General features: G+C 57.0%; 16 protein-coding genes. 7 read left to right on the top strand and 9 right to left on the bottom strand.

What is annotated here, in order from left to right:
• Positions 1–123 precede the first annotated feature (123 nt).
• The 4 genes from BM007_RS19365 to BM007_RS19380 all read left to right on the top strand — a co-directional run bounded on the left by BM007_RS19365 (position 124) and on the right by BM007_RS19380 (position 5429).
• Complete coding sequence (locus BM007_RS19365) at positions 124–429, top strand: YsaB family lipoprotein (RefSeq protein ID WP_024909071.1); 306 nt, start codon at positions 124–126, stop codon at positions 427–429.
• Positions 430–589: 160 nt separating this feature from the next.
• Positions 590–1501 carry a glycine--tRNA ligase subunit alpha gene (gene glyQ / locus BM007_RS19370; protein WP_003860141.1) on the top strand — a complete coding sequence of 304 codons (912 nt, stop codon included), beginning with the start codon at positions 590–592 and terminating at the stop codon, positions 1499–1501.
• Between the two features lie 9 nt (positions 1502–1510).
• Entirely contained in the window at positions 1511–3580 is a 2070-nt protein-coding gene (glyS, locus tag BM007_RS19375) for a glycine--tRNA ligase subunit beta (RefSeq protein WP_090420452.1), read from the top strand.
• Between the two features lie 229 nt (positions 3581–3809).
• Positions 3810–5429, top strand: a complete 1620-nt coding sequence (locus BM007_RS19380; protein ID WP_090420455.1) for an ABC-F family ATP-binding cassette domain-containing protein — start codon at positions 3810–3812, stop codon at positions 5427–5429.
• Positions 5430–5468: 39 nt separating this feature from the next.
• Here BM007_RS19380 and BM007_RS19385 read toward each other — a convergent pair whose 3' ends face one another.
• Complete coding sequence (locus BM007_RS19385) at positions 5469–5756, bottom strand: HTH-type transcriptional regulator (RefSeq protein WP_008502755.1); 288 nt, start codon at positions 5754–5756, stop codon at positions 5469–5471.
• A 331-nt stretch (positions 5757–6087) separates the two neighbouring features.
• Between BM007_RS19385 and BM007_RS19390 the strand changes: the two genes are divergently transcribed.
• On the top strand, positions 6088–6798 hold the full coding sequence (locus BM007_RS19390) for a DUF3053 domain-containing protein (RefSeq protein ID WP_024909075.1): 711 nt from the start codon (positions 6088–6090) through the stop codon (positions 6796–6798).
• Between the two features lie 245 nt (positions 6799–7043).
• Positions 7044–7256 (top strand): transcription antiterminator/RNA stability regulator CspE, encoded by a 213-nt coding sequence (cspA, locus tag BM007_RS19395; protein ID WP_003860775.1) that lies wholly within the window; start codon positions 7044–7046, stop codon positions 7254–7256.
• 58 nt (positions 7257–7314) lie between these two features.
• Here cspA and ghrB read toward each other — a convergent pair whose 3' ends face one another.
• The 6 genes from ghrB to BM007_RS19425 form a co-directional block, all read right to left on the bottom strand.
• Positions 7315–8289 (bottom strand): glyoxylate/hydroxypyruvate reductase GhrB, encoded by a 975-nt coding sequence (ghrB, locus tag BM007_RS19400; RefSeq protein ID WP_090420459.1) that lies wholly within the window; start codon positions 8287–8289, stop codon positions 7315–7317.
• Between the two features lie 26 nt (positions 8290–8315).
• Complete coding sequence (locus BM007_RS19405; RefSeq protein ID WP_061716177.1) at positions 8316–9596, bottom strand: MFS transporter; 1281 nt, start codon at positions 9594–9596, stop codon at positions 8316–8318.
• 129 nt (positions 9597–9725) lie between these two features.
• Positions 9726–10664, bottom strand: coding sequence for a sugar kinase (locus tag BM007_RS19410; RefSeq protein ID WP_024909078.1), 939 nt, complete (start codon positions 10662–10664; stop codon positions 9726–9728).
• 3 nt (positions 10665–10667) lie between these two features.
• Positions 10668–11417, bottom strand: a complete 750-nt coding sequence (locus BM007_RS19415; RefSeq protein WP_061716175.1) for a sugar phosphate isomerase/epimerase family protein — start codon at positions 11415–11417, stop codon at positions 10668–10670.
• A gap of 103 nt (positions 11418–11520) precedes the next feature.
• Positions 11521–12537 carry a LacI family DNA-binding transcriptional regulator gene (locus BM007_RS19420; protein WP_008502761.1) on the bottom strand — a complete coding sequence of 339 codons (1017 nt, stop codon included), beginning with the start codon at positions 12535–12537 and terminating at the stop codon, positions 11521–11523.
• 145 nt (positions 12538–12682) lie between these two features.
• Positions 12683–13345 carry an OmpA family lipoprotein gene (locus BM007_RS19425; protein ID WP_024909080.1) on the bottom strand — a complete coding sequence of 221 codons (663 nt, stop codon included), beginning with the start codon at positions 13343–13345 and terminating at the stop codon, positions 12683–12685.
• Positions 13346–13557: 212 nt separating this feature from the next.
• On the opposite strand from BM007_RS19425, the gene BM007_RS19430 reads away from it, so the two are divergent.
• Complete coding sequence (locus tag BM007_RS19430) at positions 13558–15837, top strand: molybdopterin guanine dinucleotide-containing S/N-oxide reductase (RefSeq protein WP_061716272.1); 2280 nt, start codon at positions 13558–13560, stop codon at positions 15835–15837.
• Here BM007_RS19430 and BM007_RS19435 read toward each other — a convergent pair.
• Both BM007_RS19435 and tag read right to left on the bottom strand, forming a co-directional pair.
• Positions 15800–16246, bottom strand: a complete 447-nt coding sequence (locus BM007_RS19435; RefSeq protein ID WP_024909082.1) for an N-acetyltransferase — start codon at positions 16244–16246, stop codon at positions 15800–15802. The genes BM007_RS19430 and BM007_RS19435 overlap by 38 nt on opposite strands.
• Positions 16224–16805: a DNA-3-methyladenine glycosylase I gene (tag, locus tag BM007_RS19440; protein WP_024909083.1), complete on the bottom strand. Its 582-nt coding sequence runs from the start codon at positions 16803–16805 to the stop codon at positions 16224–16226. Before tag ends, BM007_RS19435 begins: the two co-directional genes overlap by 23 nt.
• Between the last annotated feature and the right edge of the window lie 131 nt (positions 16806–16936).

The following is a 16936-nucleotide window of genomic DNA, read 5'->3' on the forward strand; positions in this document are numbered from 1 at the left end:
GAAAATTCTGAGTTTTATTCCGCAGGCTTGTCGGGAGGCCACGAGATTCGCAGAATGCCGGACCATAATCTATAAAAGCGTTGATACTAAAAATAACAGCCACTGACCAGGGCGGTAATAAAAATGATGATGAAGCGTGTGGCGTCACTCTTTCTGCTGTTGATCCTGGCGGGATGCAGTGCGCCACAGGAAGCCCCTGTGCAAAAAGCGCAGCAGGGTAAAATGAGCCCGGAACGTTCACTGAATATGGAAGCGCTCTGTAAAGATCGGGCTGCTCGCCGCTATAACTCGGACGTGCAGAAAATTGACGTTACCGGCTTCGAACGTTTTCAGGGCAGCTATGAGCTGCGGGGCCATACGTCGCGCAAAGAGGGCTTTGTCTGCTCGTTTGATGCGGACGGTCAGTTTTTACACCTCTCCATGCGTTAGTCTGCTCGTATAATCAACAGCCAGACGCCGTCAGCGTTCTGGCTGGAAGGCTTATTTCCCAATTTTCCCTAAACAACCCCGTTTCGTACTGTATATCTTGCAGCCAGCGGGTATACTGGTCCCTTCCATTTAAAACCACACGTATCCAGCACGAAATACTATGCAAAAGTTTGATACCAAGACCTTCCAGGGCCTGATCCTGACCTTACAGGATTACTGGGCTCGTCAGGGCTGTACCATTGTTCAACCTTTGGACATGGAAGTCGGCGCCGGCACTTCACACCCGATGACCAGCTTACGCGCGTTGGGTCCAGAGCCAATGGCGACTGCTTATGTGCAGCCTTCCCGTCGTCCGACCGATGGTCGTTACGGTGAGAACCCGAACCGTCTGCAGCATTACTATCAGTTCCAGGTGGTGATTAAGCCATCACCCGACAACATTCAGGAACTGTACCTCGGGTCGCTGAAAGAGCTGGGTATGGATCCAACCATCCACGACATCCGTTTCGTGGAAGATAACTGGGAAAACCCAACGCTGGGTGCCTGGGGTCTGGGTTGGGAAGTGTGGCTGAACGGCATGGAAGTGACCCAGTTCACTTACTTCCAGCAGGTGGGTGGTCTGGAATGTAAGCCGATCACCGGTGAAATCACCTACGGTCTGGAACGTCTGGCGATGTACATTCAGGGCGTAGACAGCGTTTACGACCTGGTCTGGAGCGACGGCCCGCTGGGTAAAACCACCTACGGCGACGTGTTCCATCAGAACGAAGTGGAGCAATCCACCTATAACTTCGAATACGCGGACGTGGACTTCCTGTTCACCTGCTTCGAGCAGTACGAGAAAGAAGCGCAGCAACTGCTGGCGCTGGAGACTCCGCTGCCGCTGCCTGCCTACGAGCGTATTCTGAAGGCCGCCCACAGCTTCAACCTGCTGGACGCCCGCAAAGCCATCTCCGTGACTGAACGTCAGCGCTACATCCTGCGTATTCGTACCCTGACCAAAGCCGTTGCAGAAGCTTACTACGCGTCCCGTGAAGCCCTTGGCTTCCCGATGTGCAACCGAAACAAATAAGAGGCGGCCATGTCTGAGAAAACTTTCCTGGTGGAAATCGGCACCGAAGAGCTGCCACCAAAAGCCCTGCGCAGCCTGGCTGAATCTTTCGCTGCGAACGTGACTGCCGAGCTGGATAACGCTGGCCTGGCACACGGTAACATTGAGTGGTTTGCTGCACCGCGCCGTCTGGCGCTGAAAGTGGCAAATCTGGCGGCGTCTCAGCCGGATCGCGAAGTCGAAAAACGTGGCCCGGCGATTGCCCAGGCGTTTGACGCGGAAGGCAAACCGAGCAAAGCGGCTGAAGGCTGGGCGCGCGGCTGCGGCATCACCGTCGATCAGGCCGAGCGTCTGACCACGGATAAAGGCGAGTGGCTGCTGTACCGTGCGCACGTGAAGGGCGAAAGCGCGGAAGCGCTGCTGCCGGACATGATTGCCACGTCTCTGGCGAAGCTGCCGATTCCTAAGCTGATGCGCTGGGGCGCGTCTGACGTGCACTTCGTGCGTCCGGTTCACACCGTGACCTTGCTGCTGGGTGACACCGTTATTCCGGCCACCATTCTGGGCGTGGCGTCCGATCGCGTGATCCGCGGCCACCGCTTTATGGGCGAGCCTGAGTTCACTATCGACAATGCCGACCAGTATCCGCAAATCCTGCTGGAGCGCGGTAAAGTTATTGCCGACTACGAACAGCGTAAAGCCAAAATCAAAGCGGACGCCGAAGAAGCGGCGCGCCAGATTGGCGGTAACGCCGACCTGAGCGAAAGCCTGCTGGAAGAAGTGACCTCTCTGGTTGAATGGCCGGTTGTGCTGACCGCGAAGTTTGAAGAGAAATTCCTGGCCGTACCGGCTGAAGCGCTGGTGTACACCATGAAGGGTGACCAGAAGTACTTCCCGGTCTATGCCAACGACGGCAAGCTGCTGCCAAACTTCATCTTTGTGGCGAACATCGAATCGAAAGATCCGATCCAGATTATCTCCGGTAACGAGAAAGTGGTGCGTCCACGTCTGGCGGATGCCGAGTTCTTCTTCAATACCGACCGTAAAAAACGTCTGGAAGATAACCTGCCGCGCCTGCAGACCGTGCTGTTCCAGCAGCAGCTGGGTACTCTGCGCGACAAGACCGACCGTATCGCGGAGCTGTCCGGCTGGATTGCCCGTGAAATTGGTGCGGACGTTAACCACGCGACGCGTGCGGGTCTGCTGTCCAAGTGCGACCTGATGACCAACATGGTGTTCGAATTTACCGACACCCAGGGCGTGATGGGCATGCACTACGCGCGTCACGATGGCGAAGCGGAAGACGTGGCTGTGGCCCTGAACGAGCAGTATCAGCCGCGCTTTGCGGGTGACGAACTGCCGTCCAACCCGGTTGCCTGTGCCGTAGCGATTGCCGATAAGATGGACACCCTGGCGGGTATCTTTGGTATCGGTCAGCATCCGAAAGGCGACAAAGACCCGTTTGCGCTGCGTCGTGCTGCGCTCGGCGTGCTGCGTATCATCGTTGAGAAGAACCTGAACCTGGATCTGCAGACCCTGACCGAAGAAGCGGTGCGTCTGTACGGCGACAAGCTGACCAACGCGAACGTGGTGGATGACGTGATCGACTTCATGCTCGGTCGTTTCCGTGCGTGGTATCAGGACGAAGGTTACACCGTTGACACCATTCAGGCGGTGCTGGCGCGTCGTCCGACCCGTCCGGCTGATTTCGATGCGCGTATGAAGGCGGTTTCCCACTTCCGTACGCTGGAAGCAGCATCTGCCCTGGCCGCGGCCAACAAGCGTGTATCCAACATTCTGGCGAAATCCGACGAGACGCTGAACGAGCGCGTAAACGCCGCGACGCTGAAAGAGCCGGAAGAGATCGCCCTGGCGATGCAGGTTGTGGTGCTGCGCGACAAGCTCGAGCCGTACTTCGCGGAAGGTCGCTACCAGGAAGCGCTGGTGGAGCTGGCCGAGCTGCGTGACGTTATCGACGCCTACTTCGAGAAAGTGATGGTAAACGTAGAAGATAAAGAGCTGCGTATTAACCGTCTCTCTATGCTCGAGAAACTGCGTGAGCTGTTCCTGCGCGTGGCGGATATTTCGCTGCTGCAGTAATGTGCCCGTTGTGACAAATGCTAAAAACCCGCTTCGGCGGGTTTTTTTATGGTGTGTTGCTGAAAATTTAACCTTGAAATGGTCAACCCATTACCGCTATCCTTATCCCCGTTAACTTTCTCGCGCTGGAGCACCCCCCAAAAATGAACAAACACGACTGATGAATTTCGATCCTTGCTAAACGCCATCGCGTCGGCAGGGGATGTTTTGATTTCATTCAGGAGTGCTTATGGCTCATTTTGCGCAGTCCCCTTCTTTTATTTTGCATCAGGTCACCTGTCAGTTTCCGACGGGCGATATTCTTTTTGGTCCGCTGAATCTCACGCTGGAACCCTCCCTGTGCGCGCTGGTTGGCCGCAACGGTAGCGGGAAAACGCGTCTGCTGCGTCTGCTGGCGGGGATGGAAGAACCGGCTACCGGTCATATTGAACGCTTTGGCTCGCATGCCTGGGTGGCGCAGCAGCACGTTATTTCGCCGCAGACGACGCTGGCTGAACTGCTCGGGTATGACGCGATTTTTAAGGCGCGTAAGCGCATCGACAGCGGCGATTACCAGCCTGACGATCTGGCGTTGCTCGATGGCCACTGGGATGTCGCCGAGCGCCTGAGCGAGGCGTTTATGAATGCGCAGCTCCCACCGTTTGATCCGGATAAGCCCGCCATTGAACTCAGCGGCGGTGAGCGCATTCGCGCCCTGCTGTGTGGGGCGTTTACGGCGAAAGCGGATTTCCTGCTGCTGGACGAACCCACTAACCATCTGGATCGACAAGGCCGGGCGTGGTTCTGCGACCAGTTGAGTCGTTTTCAGGGCGGCGTGCTGGTAGCCTCCCATGACCGCGAACTTCTGGAGCAGGTGCCGCGTATCCTTGAACTGAGCGCCTCGGGTCTGCGCAGCTACGGCGGGAATTATGCGGATTATCAAACCCAGCGCGATGCCGAACAGCAGGCGGCCCGCGCGGCGCTGGAGCATGCTGCAACCGAGCGAAAACGCACTCGGGTACGCATGCAAAAAGAGCATGACGACAGCCAGCGGCGTTCGGCAAAGACATTGCGCACCGTCGATACCCTGAATATCGCGTCGTTCGAGCGGGTCAAATATAAAGGCGCGGCAAAGGAGCGGATCGGCTCCTGGAAAAAACAGCACAGCGAGCAAAATGAAGCGCTGAACGCCGCGGTTAACAAGGCGCGTGAACGCGTTGAAGACGATAACCCGGTCATGTTCACCCTGCCGGGGAGTCAGATCCCGGAGGGGAAGCAGGTATTGGTGCTGGAGGATCTGGTGCTGCCGCATGTGCCTGTTCCTCCGCTCAACTGGCGGATGGATGGACCGATGCGCGTGGCGTTAAAGGGGCCGAACGGCTGCGGCAAATCGACGCTGTTAAAAACCCTCCTCGGCGAGATTGCTCCCCGTTCGGGTACCTGTAAGGTATCCGTCAGCTGCGCTTATCTCGACCAACATCTGTCCCGGCTCGATCTTTCGCAGTCGGTCATGACGCATCTCAACCTGAATCATACGCCTCTGGAAGAGGGGGTATTGCGAACCCGTCTGGCGCAGCTTCAACTGGGAGCTGACAAAGTGATGCTCCCGCTGGCGGAGCTCAGCGGCGGCGAGCGTCTTAAGGCCGCCCTGGCCTGCGTGCTGTGGCGCGCGGAGTCCACGCAGCTTCTGCTGCTGGATGAACCGACCAACCATCTGGATCTGGCCTCGGTCCAGGCCATTGAAGCCGCGCTGGCCGGTTTCCCCGGGGCTCTGCTGGTGGTATCACACGATGAGGCTTTTCTAAGAGGATTAACATTAACGCATGAGCTGGTGTGGGAAGAGGCGGGCTGGCGTTGTGATAGCCTTTAAAACACAAGCCCCCGCAAAGGCGGGGGCATTCAATCTTCACTACGCTATCTGTTTGCTGAGTGCAGGGTTGGCCTGAATCAGGCGCATCAGCCTTAACTCGGTTGGGGTGGGTTTCTCTCGTTTTGACTCCCACTCCTGCACCATAGCCACGCTGACACCCATCGCTCTGGCGAATTCTTCCGTTTTCAGTCCTGTCCCTTTGCGCAATTGCTCATATTCTGTAAAGGGATTGGATTTTTGTTGCAGGGTAATCGTCTGCGGTACATCTTTAAAAATGATCTGTTCCAGACTGCTCAGCAGTTCAAACTCAGGATCTTTATATTCCATTGAGGACTCCTCTTAAATCTCACATCGTGATCAAGAACATCAGAGAGCCAATTAAGAATAGTCCCTAATACCAACCCAGGATCGTCACGGGTGTGATTAATCGTGCGGTAACGATCGCTGTATCCGATTCAGCAATATGGATAGTTATGCTAATTCCCTGATTAGTCATATGTCGGCTTCGCCAGGTATTTTTTTGTAAATGGTAAGAAATAAATCGGCAATAGCCGTTTTGCATGAAAAGAGTATCTTGCAAGGCTGACCTGGACTATCCTTGTCAGCGTCGGGCACGCGTGTGCCGGTGTGCGCTTTTTTGGGTGAAAGGAGTAATAAAATGGCGACAGGAAAGTCCTGCTCTCGCTGGTTTGCGCCTATTGCGGCGTTGTTGATGGTTGTTAGCCTGAGTGGGTGTTTTGATAAAGAAGGCGATCAGCGCAAAGCGTTTATCGATTTTCTGCAGAATACAGTGATGCGCAGCGGCGAACGGTTGCCGACGCTGACTGCGGATCAGAAAAAACAGTTTGGCCCCTTCGTGTCCGATTACGCCATTCTATATGGTTATTCACAGCAGGTGAGCCAGGCGATGGATTCCGGTATCCGTCCCGTGGTGGATAGCGTGAACGCCATTCGCGTTCCGCAGGATTATATGACGCAGCGTGAACCGCTTCGCCAGTCCAACGGTGCGCTTGGCGTGCTGAGCCAGCAGTTGCAGAATGCGAAAATGCAGGCTGACGCGTCACGTTCTGCGCTGAAGCAGGGCGACGATCTCAAACCGGTCTTCGACAAAGTGTATGAGAAAGTGGTGACCAAGCCGTCTGAAGCGCTGCAACCGCTGATCCCGGCCGCGCAAATCTTCACGCAGCAGCTGGTCCAGGTGGGTGACTTTATCGCCCAGCAGAATACGCAGGTGAGCTTTGTTGCCAACGGTATTCAGTTCCCGACCTCGCAGCAGGCAAGCCAGTACAATACGCTGATTGGGCCGCTGGCCTCCCAGCATCAGGCCTTTAGCCAGGCCTGGAGTGCCGCAGTCACTGCCACAGAATAAACCGAAAAACCCCGCTTCTGGCGGGGTTTTTTATGCATAGCGAAAATAACGCTTGTCATTCCTCTACCACATCGGTATAACTATCCCCGTCGGTTTGTTACACAGACCTAAAGCAGTTTAGTAAAGCAGTCCAGATTGTTATCCATAGATACCCTTCGTTGTGACCCTTCCTTCATCGCTTAAAAATCTGTAACGCAATCCATCAAGCCGGAAGGCACAATATATTTGTTAATAAGGTAATTTCTATGTCTGCTAAAATGACTGGTCTGGTTAAATGGTTCAACGCTGATAAAGGTTTCGGCTTCATCACTCCTGACGATGGCTCTAAAGACGTGTTCGTACACTTCTCTGCTATCCAGAACGATGGCTACAAATCTCTGGACGAAGGTCAGAAAGTGTCCTTCACCATCGAAAGCGGCGCTAAAGGCCCAGCAGCTGGTAACGTTGTAAGCCTGTAAGCTTCCAACCCAGTAGCACAAAATTCAAAAACCCGCCTTCTGGCGGGTTTTTTCGTTTCTATCGTTGCACCTGCGGGTTCACGCAGTTTATCTCCACCTTTCCGCTAAGGGCGGCGATGAGATTATCGACCGCAGTGGCCGCCATGTTGTAGCGCGTCTCATGGGTGGCTGAGCCGATGTGCGGCAACGCAACCACGTTAGGCAGCGAAAGCAGTGGCGAATCCACCGGCAGCGGCTCCTGCTCAAAGACGTCCAGACCTGCTGCATGGATCTCACCGTTCTGCAGGGCCTCAATCAGCGCCTTCTCATCTACCACCGGGCCACGACCCGCGTTGATGAAAATGGCTGACTGCTTCATTTTCTTAAACGCTTCTTTGCCAATCAGATGACGGGTTTCGTCCGTCAGCGGCAGGACAAGGCAGACAAAATCGGCCTCCTGCAGCAGGGTATCCAGCTCGCAGTAACGGGCGTTGAAGCGTTCTTCGGCTTCACTATGGTGGCGACGCGCGTTATACAGAATCGGCATGTTAAAACCAAAATGCGCGCGCTGCGCCAGTGCCAGCCCGATACGCCCCATACCGACAATGCCCAGCGTTTTACCGTGAACGTCCACGCCGAACCAGTCCGGACCAATGCTTTTTGTCCACTCGCCCGCTTTGACGCGCTCGGCGACTTCCACTACGCGACGGGCCGTGGTGAGCATCAGCGCCATCAGCGTGTCGGCCACGGTTTCCGTCAGGGCATGCGGCGTATGCATCAGCAGGATCTTGCGGACGTTAAGGGCGTCCACATCAAAGTTGTCGTAACCCACGGAAACAGTAGAGGTAGCACGAAGCTTCGGCATTTTCTCCAGCAGGGCGACATCCACTTTCTCGCTTGAACCCAGCAGGCCTTCGGCGCTGGCGAACGCGTCGGCGTGCTGTGCCACGGTTTCCGGGCGCAGGTTCTTCACCTGGGTGACGGTGAAGTGTTCTTCAAGACGTTTCTGCAGATCTTCCGGCAGTGCTTTATACAAAATGACGGACGGCTTCATGCTAATCTCCGTTGATTTTTAAGGATTCAGGCGTGTCGAGCGCCGACAGGGTGTTGTTGATTATTAGCAGGCTTAACAACCAGAGTAAGCCACACCGAGGCGAAAAGCGCCACCCCCATAAAGACGTACGATGCGGACGGACTGCCGGTAGCACCGTTCAGGTAACCGACGAACCAGGAGCCGCAGAACGAGCCCAGTGCACCCATGCTGTTAATCAATGCCATTGCACCACCCGCAACGTTACGCGGCAGCATCTCCGGGATGATGGCAAAGAACGGTCCGTAAGGGGCGTACATGGCCGCACCGGCAATCACCAGCAGGGTATAAGAGGCCCAGAAATGGTTTGCGCCCACGGCCCAGGAGCCAATAAAGGCGAAGGCAGCAATCAGCAGCAGCGGCCAGACAAACAGCTTGCGGTTCTGCAGCTTGTCCGACGCCCAGGAGACGATAATCATCGCGATGGTTGCCGCCAGATACGGTACGGATGACAGCCAGCCTACTTCGACCATGCCGAGGTTTTCACCGCCGCTGCGGATAATGGACGGCAGCCACAGCACAAAACCGTACACGCCAATGCTCCAGGTAAAGTACTGCGCGCAGAGCAGGATTACGTTACGCGAGCGGAAGGCTTCACCATAGTTACGTACCGCCTTCAGACCTTGCTGTTCTTTGTCCAGCTGCGCCTGCAGCGCCGCTTTTTCATCTTCGGAAAGCCATTTCGCCTGGGCAGGTTTATCTTTCACCAGCACCCACCAGCAGAAGGCCCAGATAATCGCCGGCACCCCTTCGATGATAAACATTTCGCGCCAGCCGAAGGACTGGATCAGGTAGCCGGACACCACCGACATCCACAGTACCGTGACCGGGTTACCGAGGATCAGGAAGGTATTCGCGCGCGAGCGTTCAGATTTGGTAAACCAGTTGCTGATGTAGATCAGCATCGCGGGCATAACCGCCGCCTCAACGACGCCGAGGATAAAGCGAATGGCGGCCAGGGCAGGAATATTGTTCACCATGCCGGTCAGTGACGCGCAGGCGCCCCACAGGATCAGACAGATGAAGATCAGCTTACGCACGCTGCGGCGTTCCGCATAAATCGCGCCGGGGATCTGGAAGAAGAAGTAGCCCAGGAAGAAAAGGGCACCCAGCAGGGAGGAGATTCCTTTGGTGATGCCAAGGTCCTCTGTGATCCCGGCCGCGGACGCGAAGCTGAAGTTGGCACGGTCAAGGTACGCCAGGCTGTACGTGATAAACACGATTGGCATGATGTACCACCAGCGTTTTACTGCATTGGTCGAACTGTTCATAGGCTTGCCTCTGTTGTTGAGGTTGTTACCGCCGTTGTCTGTAGGGTACACGGTGGTTTGTTTTGTTGAGTGCGATTTATGCCCCCTCACCCTAACCCTCTCCCCAGAGGGGCGGGGTGAGGGGAATGTTTATTCGTTAAGCTCTGCTCGGGTGGGTAATCCTTCGCTGTCGCCCTGCACCTGAATGGCCAGCGAGCCAATCTTGTTGCCCCGCGCGACGGCCTGCTGCAGCGTTTTGCCTTCCAGCAGGGCGCTAATTACGCCAACGGCAAAACCGTCGCCCGCACCGACCGTGTCGACAACGTTCTCAACCTTCACCGCCGCGACCGCGCCCTGTTCGCCGTTGGCCGTCTTGAACCATGCGCCATCGGCACCGGTCTTCAGCACTACCGCTTTTACCCCTTTATTCAGATAGAAATCAGCAATGCCTTCCGGCGTATTTTCACCCGTCAGGATCATCCCTTCTTTCAGCCCCGGCAGAACCCAGTCCGCTCTGAACGCCAGACGGTTCAGTTTCTCGACCATTTCCGCTTCGCTTTTCCACAGCACCGGACGCAGGTTAGGATCGAACGAGATCGTTTTTCCCTGGGCTTTCAGAGTGGCTGCCGCATGATCCAGCAGTTCATACGAGCTGGCAGAGAGCGCTGCCGCCACGCCGCTCAGGTGCAGGTGGCGCGCGGAGGCGAAATAGTCGGCGTGGTAATCCGCAACAGAGAGGTGGCTTGCTGCCGATCCTTTGCGGAAATACTCCACGATGGGATCGGTTCCATTTTCGACCTTAGATTTAAGCTGAAACCCGGTAGGGAAGCGTCCGTCGAGGGTGACGCCTGCAGCATCGATACCCTCTTTTTTCAGCGAATCGAGAACGAAATGGCCAAAGCTGTCATCCCCCACGCGGCTGACCCAGCCCACGTTCAGGCCGAGACGCGCCAGGCCGGTCGCGACGTTGAGCTCTGCGCCTGCGACGCGCTTGATAAAGTGCTCTACCGCGCTCAGTTCGCCCGTTTCAGTGGCGACAAACATCGCCATGGCTTCGCCGATCGTGATGACATCCAGCGTCTTGTGCATGATTTACTCCTCGCGCAGCAGGTTGACGTAATGGCGGGTAACGGCGGTTAAATCCGTCCCTTCCAGCGGGAACTCGATCCCGCGTGGGGCATCGGCAGGCAGCTGGCCGAGCAGATCCAGCCAGCGCGCATCGGCGCGGTCCGGTGCCACGGCGCGGAAGTTATCTTTATGCGGCACGGCGGCTTTAACGTGGATATAGCTCACCGCAGGGGCCAGATGACGTGCGGCTTCTTCAGGCGAATCGCCAACCCACAGCCAGTTGCCCATGTCGAAGGTCAGCGTGACGGGGAGCGCCATTTCCCGGCAGGCGGCCTGGAAGCGCTGCATGGGGGCGAGCTGTCCGCAGTCGGTCTGATCGTTCTCCACGACCAGCGCCATGCCGCTTGCGTTCAACAGGCTACGCAGAGCGTCGAGAGGCTGCGCGTCGCGGAAATGGCCCAGGGAAACCTTTAGCCACAGGGCGTTCAGGGTGCTGGCCTCAGAGAGATAGCGGGTCAGGTCCGGGTTGAGGGTGCCGTCGGGCATAAACAGGGCGGCGGGGGCGGAGTAGCACGCCAGCAGGCCGAGCAGCTCAATGGATTCTCCCAGCGCCGGCAGCGCCAGCAGTTCGTCGCTGCTGAACAGTTCCCGGCGGATCTCCACGCCGTCTGCCCCTGCGCCTGCAATAACGGGCAGCATCGCCCGCTGACCGCCCGCCTGTCGCACCTGTTCTGCACCGTACGCGGCGGTGACCACCATAATTTTCCTGCCCATCTTCGGACTCCATCGCAACATATCAATACTATTACGCTAGATGGAACCGGTTCCAAAGAAAAGGTCAGGATGTTGAATTTATGATCGCTATCACAAGGGAAATTTAACGTGCGGTGGAGCCGCGAACGATCAGCTCGCCGGAGAAGACCTGCTCGCGAACGGCATCGCTGGTGCCTTCAATACGACGAACCACTTGTTCAACAGCAGCATAGCCAATCTGCCAGGTGGGTTGTTTGAGTGTCGTAATGCCGACGCCGGCCAGCTCGGCCCACTCCAACTCATCAAACCCCAGCAAACCGATATCGCTGCCCCAGTGCAGGCCAATACGCTTGAGCGAGCGGGCGACCTGGAGCGTCAGCGCCCCGTTGGCGGAGATAACGGCTTTGCGCATCCCGCGATGGCGCGTGTGGAACTGACGCAGGGTGTTGTCGAGCTGCCCCGCTTCGTGAAGCGGCGTTTCGGCATTTTCGGCTATCACGCCGGGATATCGCTCCAGCGTGGCGCGAAATGCGCTCAGGCGCTCGCGACGGGTGTTGACCATCCCCAGCGGTTCACTCAGAAACAGAATGGCCTCGAAGCCCTGCTCAATCAGATGTTCGGTGGCGGTCGTGGCGGCCTGGGTGTTATCCAGCCCGACCACATCGCAGGCAAATTCCGGGATTTTACGGTCGATAAGGACCATCGGCAGGGAGGATTGCTGCAGGCGGTTTAACCCCTCTTCGCGCATGCCCACCGCGTTAACCACGATCCCTTCCACCTGATAGCTGCGCAGCAGGTCGAGGTAATGCAGCTCCTGATCGACTTCGTTGTTGGTATTACAGACCAGCGGCGTGAAACCCTTCTCACGACAGGCGGCTTCAATACCGCTAAGCACGTTCACGGAATAGGGGTTGGTGATATCGGCGATGATAAGCCCGATAAGGCGGGTGCGACCGCGTTTAAGCCCGCGCGCCATGAGGCTGGGACGATAGTCGAGATCGGCAATGGCTTGTTCAATACGCGCCAGCAATGCGTCGGACAACAGGTGTTTCTCGCCATTGAGGTAGCGCGAAATGCTGGTTTTACCGGTTTTGGCGGCTTTCGCCACGTCGCTGATGGTGGCCCGGGCTGGTTTGCTCATCGCTGATTTCCCTGAATTTAGTGAGAATACCTTAGCGGGAAAATCGGACGAATCAAGTAATTTGCCCGGTGGCGCTGCGCTTACCTGGGGTGCGGTCTGGTGCCCTCACCCCAACCCTCTCCCACGGGGAGAGGGGGAAATGCGATTACTGAATTGGGCTTAACGTAATCTCAACGCGGCGGTTCTGCGCTTTGCCTTCCGCCGTGCTGTTGCTGGCGATAGGGTTGGCAGGGCCCATGCCGCTGGTGCGGATGCGGTTCGCTTCAACGCCCTGGGTGATCAGCGAGCTGGCCACGGCATCGGCGCGCTGCTGGGACAGACGCATGTTCAGATCCTGGCTGCCGGTGCTGTCGGTGTAGCCCATCACGTTTACAGCGGTCTTGTTGTACTCTTTCAGCACCATCGCCACGCCGGTCAGGGTATTCGCACCCGCCGGTTTCAGCGTTGCGCTGCTGCTGTCGAAGGTCACGTTGTTCGGCATGTTCAGGATGATGTTATCGCCGCTGCGCGTCACGCTCACACCGGTTCCCTTCATTTTGTCGCGCAGCTTCGCTTCCTGCACGTCCATGTAATAGCCTACGCCGCCGCCAAGCGCTGCGCCTGCCGCTGCGCCAATCAGCGCGCCTTTGCCGCGGTCTTTCTTGGAGGAGGAGAGAGCCCCAACGCCTGCGCCGACTAGCGAGCCGATACCTGCGCCAATGCCGGATTTACCCGCTTCGCGTTCACCGGTGTAAGGGTTGGTTGTGCAGCCAGAAACAGCCAGGGCACCGCTCACCAGAGCGGCAATAACGAGTACGCGTTTTTTCATCTTCTTTCCTTAATCCTTTTTATTCTTTGCCACGGCGAGCGTGGCAGTTGATTATGACGTCCAGATACGGAGAAAATTCCGGGTATAACTCTGAAATTTGTGACAAACCATAAACTGCCTCAGCAAGAAGGCCGTAAAACCTGCACGCAACCAGGAGCGCACGCTTGAGCACCTCAACGAAAACCATTCTGACCGCCGCCCACTGGGGACCGATGCTGGTCGAAACTGATGGCGAAAATGTTCTGTCGTCCCGCGGGGCACTGCCAACCCAACATCCCAACTCGTTACAGACCGTCGTTCGCGATCAGGTGCATAGCAAAACGCGCGTGCGCTGGCCGATGGTGCGTAAAGGTTTTCTGGCCTCGCCGGACAAGCCGCAGGGAGTTCGCGGTCAGGATGAGTTTGTTCGCGTGAGCTGGGATGACGCGCTGGCGCTTATCCACGCCCAGCACAAGCGCATTCGCGACAGTTACGGTCCGTCGTCCATTTTCGCCGGGTCCTACGGCTGGCGTTCTAACGGGGTTCTGCATAAGGCTTCAACGCTGCTGCAGCGCTATATGAGCCTGGCGGGAGGCTATACCGGTCATCTGGGGGATTACTCCACCGGTGCGGCGCAGGCGATCATGCCGTACGTCGTGGGGGGGAACGAAGTGTACCAGCAGCAGACCAGCTGGCCGCTGGTGCTGGAGCATACCGATGTGGTCGTGCTCTGGAGCGCTAACCCCCTTAACACATTGAAAATTGCCTGGAATGCCAGCGACGAGCAAGGCATTGGGTATTTCGACGCGCTGCGCAAAAGCGGCAAGCGCATCATCTGCATTGACCCCATGCGCTCTGAAACCATGGATTTCTTCGGCGACAGCGCCGAGTGGATTGCCCCCCATATGGGCACCGACGTGGCAATGATGCTGGGTATCGCCCATACGCTGGTCGAAAACGGCTGGCACGATGTCGAATTCCTGACGCGCTGTACCACCGGCTTCGATAAATTCGCCGACTACCTGACGGGCCAGTCCGATGGGGTGGCGAAAACGGCAGAGTGGGCAGCAGCGATTTGTGGCGTTACTGCGGAAAAACTCCGCGAACTGGCGGCGTTGTTCCATAAAAACACCACGATGTTAATGTCCGGCTGGGGGATGCAGCGCCAGCAGTTTGGCGAGCAAAAACACTGGATGCTGGTGACCCTTGCCGCGATGCTTGGGCAGATCGGTACGCCGGGCGGCGGTTTTGGTCTCTCCTATCATTTTGCCAATGGCGGTAACCCCACGCGTAAAGCGGCGGTGCTGGCGTCTCTGCAAGGCTCGGTGCAGGGCGGCGTGGATGCTGTGGATAAAATCCCGGTGGCGCGTATTGTTGAAGCCCTGGAGAATCCGGGCGGTTTTTATCAGCACAACGGTCTGGACCGCCACTTCCCGGATATTAAATTTGTCTGGTGGGCGGGCGGGTCGAACTTCACGCACCATCAGGATACCAACCGCCTGATCCGCGCCTGGCAAAAGCCGGAGCTGGTGGTGATTTCAGAGTGCTTCTGGACCGGCTCGGCTAAGCATGCAGATATTGTGCTGCCGGCGACCACCTCGTTTGAGCGTAACGATCTCACCATGACCGGCGACTACAGCAACCAGCATATGGTCCCGATGAAGCGCGTAGTGGCCCCGCGAGATGAAGCACGTGATGATTTTGACGTGTTTGCTGAACTGAGCGAGCTGTGGGAAGCGGGCGGTCGCGCGCGTTTTACCGAAGGGAAAAGCGATCTGCAATGGCTGGAGACCTTCTACCAGATTGCCGGACAGCGCGGCGCGGCGCAGGGCGTGACGCTTCCGCCCTTTGCTGAGTTCTGGGAGGCGAACCAGATCGTCGAGATGCCGGAGAGTGAACAGAACGCGAAGTTTGTCCGTTTTGCCGATTTCCGCCGCGACCCCGAGAACCACCCGCTGAAAACCGAGAGCGGAAAGATTGTGATCCACAGCGAGCGCATCGCCAGCTTTGGCTATGCCGACTGCCCGCCACACCCTATGTGGCTTGAGCCGGACGAGTGGCATGGTAACGCCCAGCCGGAGCAGCTGCAGGTGTTGTCAGCGCATCCCGCGCACCGTTTGCACAGCCAGCTTAACTATACCTCTCTGCGCGAGCGGTATGCGGTCGCCGGGCGAGAGCCGATCACGCTGAATACCCTCGATGCGCAAGCCCGCGGGATCGCGGACGGCGACGTGGTGCGCGTCTGGAACTCGCGCGGGCAGGTGCTGGCAGGGGCGGTGGTGAGCGACGGGATTAAACAGGGCGTGATCTGTATTCATCAGGGCGCATGGCCTGACCTTGAGCTTGCCGAAGGCGGTATCTGTAAAAACGGGGCGGTTAACGTGCTGACCAAAGATCTCCCCAGCTCGAAGCTGGGGAACGGTTGCGCAGGGAATACGGCCCTGGCCTGGGTCGAGAAATATCAGGGGCCCGCGCTTACCTTAACGGCGTTTGATCCGCCTGCCAGCTCATGATCCACGTCGGGTGCTGGGTGTCATCCTGCCAGGCGCTGTCTTCAATGCGAAAGCCCTGCGCATGGTAGAAGTTCACCGCCCGAACATTTTTCTGGTACACCTCCAGGCTTAAGTGCGGGAAGCGCTGTTGAACATAGTTCAGCAGCGCGCGCCCGATGCCTTTCCCGATGCATGACGGTGCGACAAACAGCGCGCCGACAAACTGAGACTGCATCACGCTGATAAATCCGCAAGGTTTGCCATCCTGTTCCCAGACCCAGGTTTCGGCTGACGGCAGGTAAACATCCCGCACCATGGCCTCGTTCTCTTTCCAGTAACCCGGCTCGATAAACGGATGTGCTTCCGTGGTGCTTTCAAGCCACAGGCTCAGAAGCGGCGCGGTATTTTCACTTTGCCATTTGCGGATCATGATGGCCTCCCGGATGACAGAAGCAGCCGGTAACGTGGTCGTTGACCAGGCCACAGGCCTGCATAAAGGCGTAGCAGATGGTGGAGCCGACAAACTTAAAGCCGCGTTTTTTCAGGGCCTTCGAGAGCGCATCCGAGGCCGGGGTGGAGGCCGGGATTTCCGCGAGCGTGGCGGCCTGGGTAACCTGTGGATCGTTGTTCACAAACGTCCAAACAAAATCTGAAAATGATTCGCCGTTTTGCTCCATCGCCAGATAAGCGCGTGCGTTACCGATGATGGCCTGGATCTTACCGCGATGGCGGATGATGCCGGCATCCTGCACCAGTCGCTCAACGTCCTCATCGGTCATCGCAGCGACGGCGACAGGATCGAACTGGTGAAAGGCGTTGCGATAGTTTTCGCGTTTTTTCAATACCGTAATCCACGATAACCCCGCCTGCTGGCCCTCCAGGCAGATCATCTCAAAGAGCTTTTTGCCATCCGTTTCGGGCACGCCCCATTCCCGATCGTGATAGTCGATATAAAGCTGATCCTGGCTCACCCAACCGCAACGTTCCATCCGTCATCTCCCTTATTGATACTGATTTCGCAAAAATTTCGTTCTGACTGGCTTGACGTGTTTACTATAAAGACAATAGTTAATACAGGGCTATATGCTCTCTAAAGTCTTCCTGAATAACGACAAATATC

Origin of the sequence: Enterobacter sp. NFIX59, from assembly GCF_900113755.1 — a bacterium.
GTDB classification, from domain to species: domain Bacteria; phylum Pseudomonadota; class Gammaproteobacteria; order Enterobacterales; family Enterobacteriaceae; genus Enterobacter; species Enterobacter pseudoroggenkampii.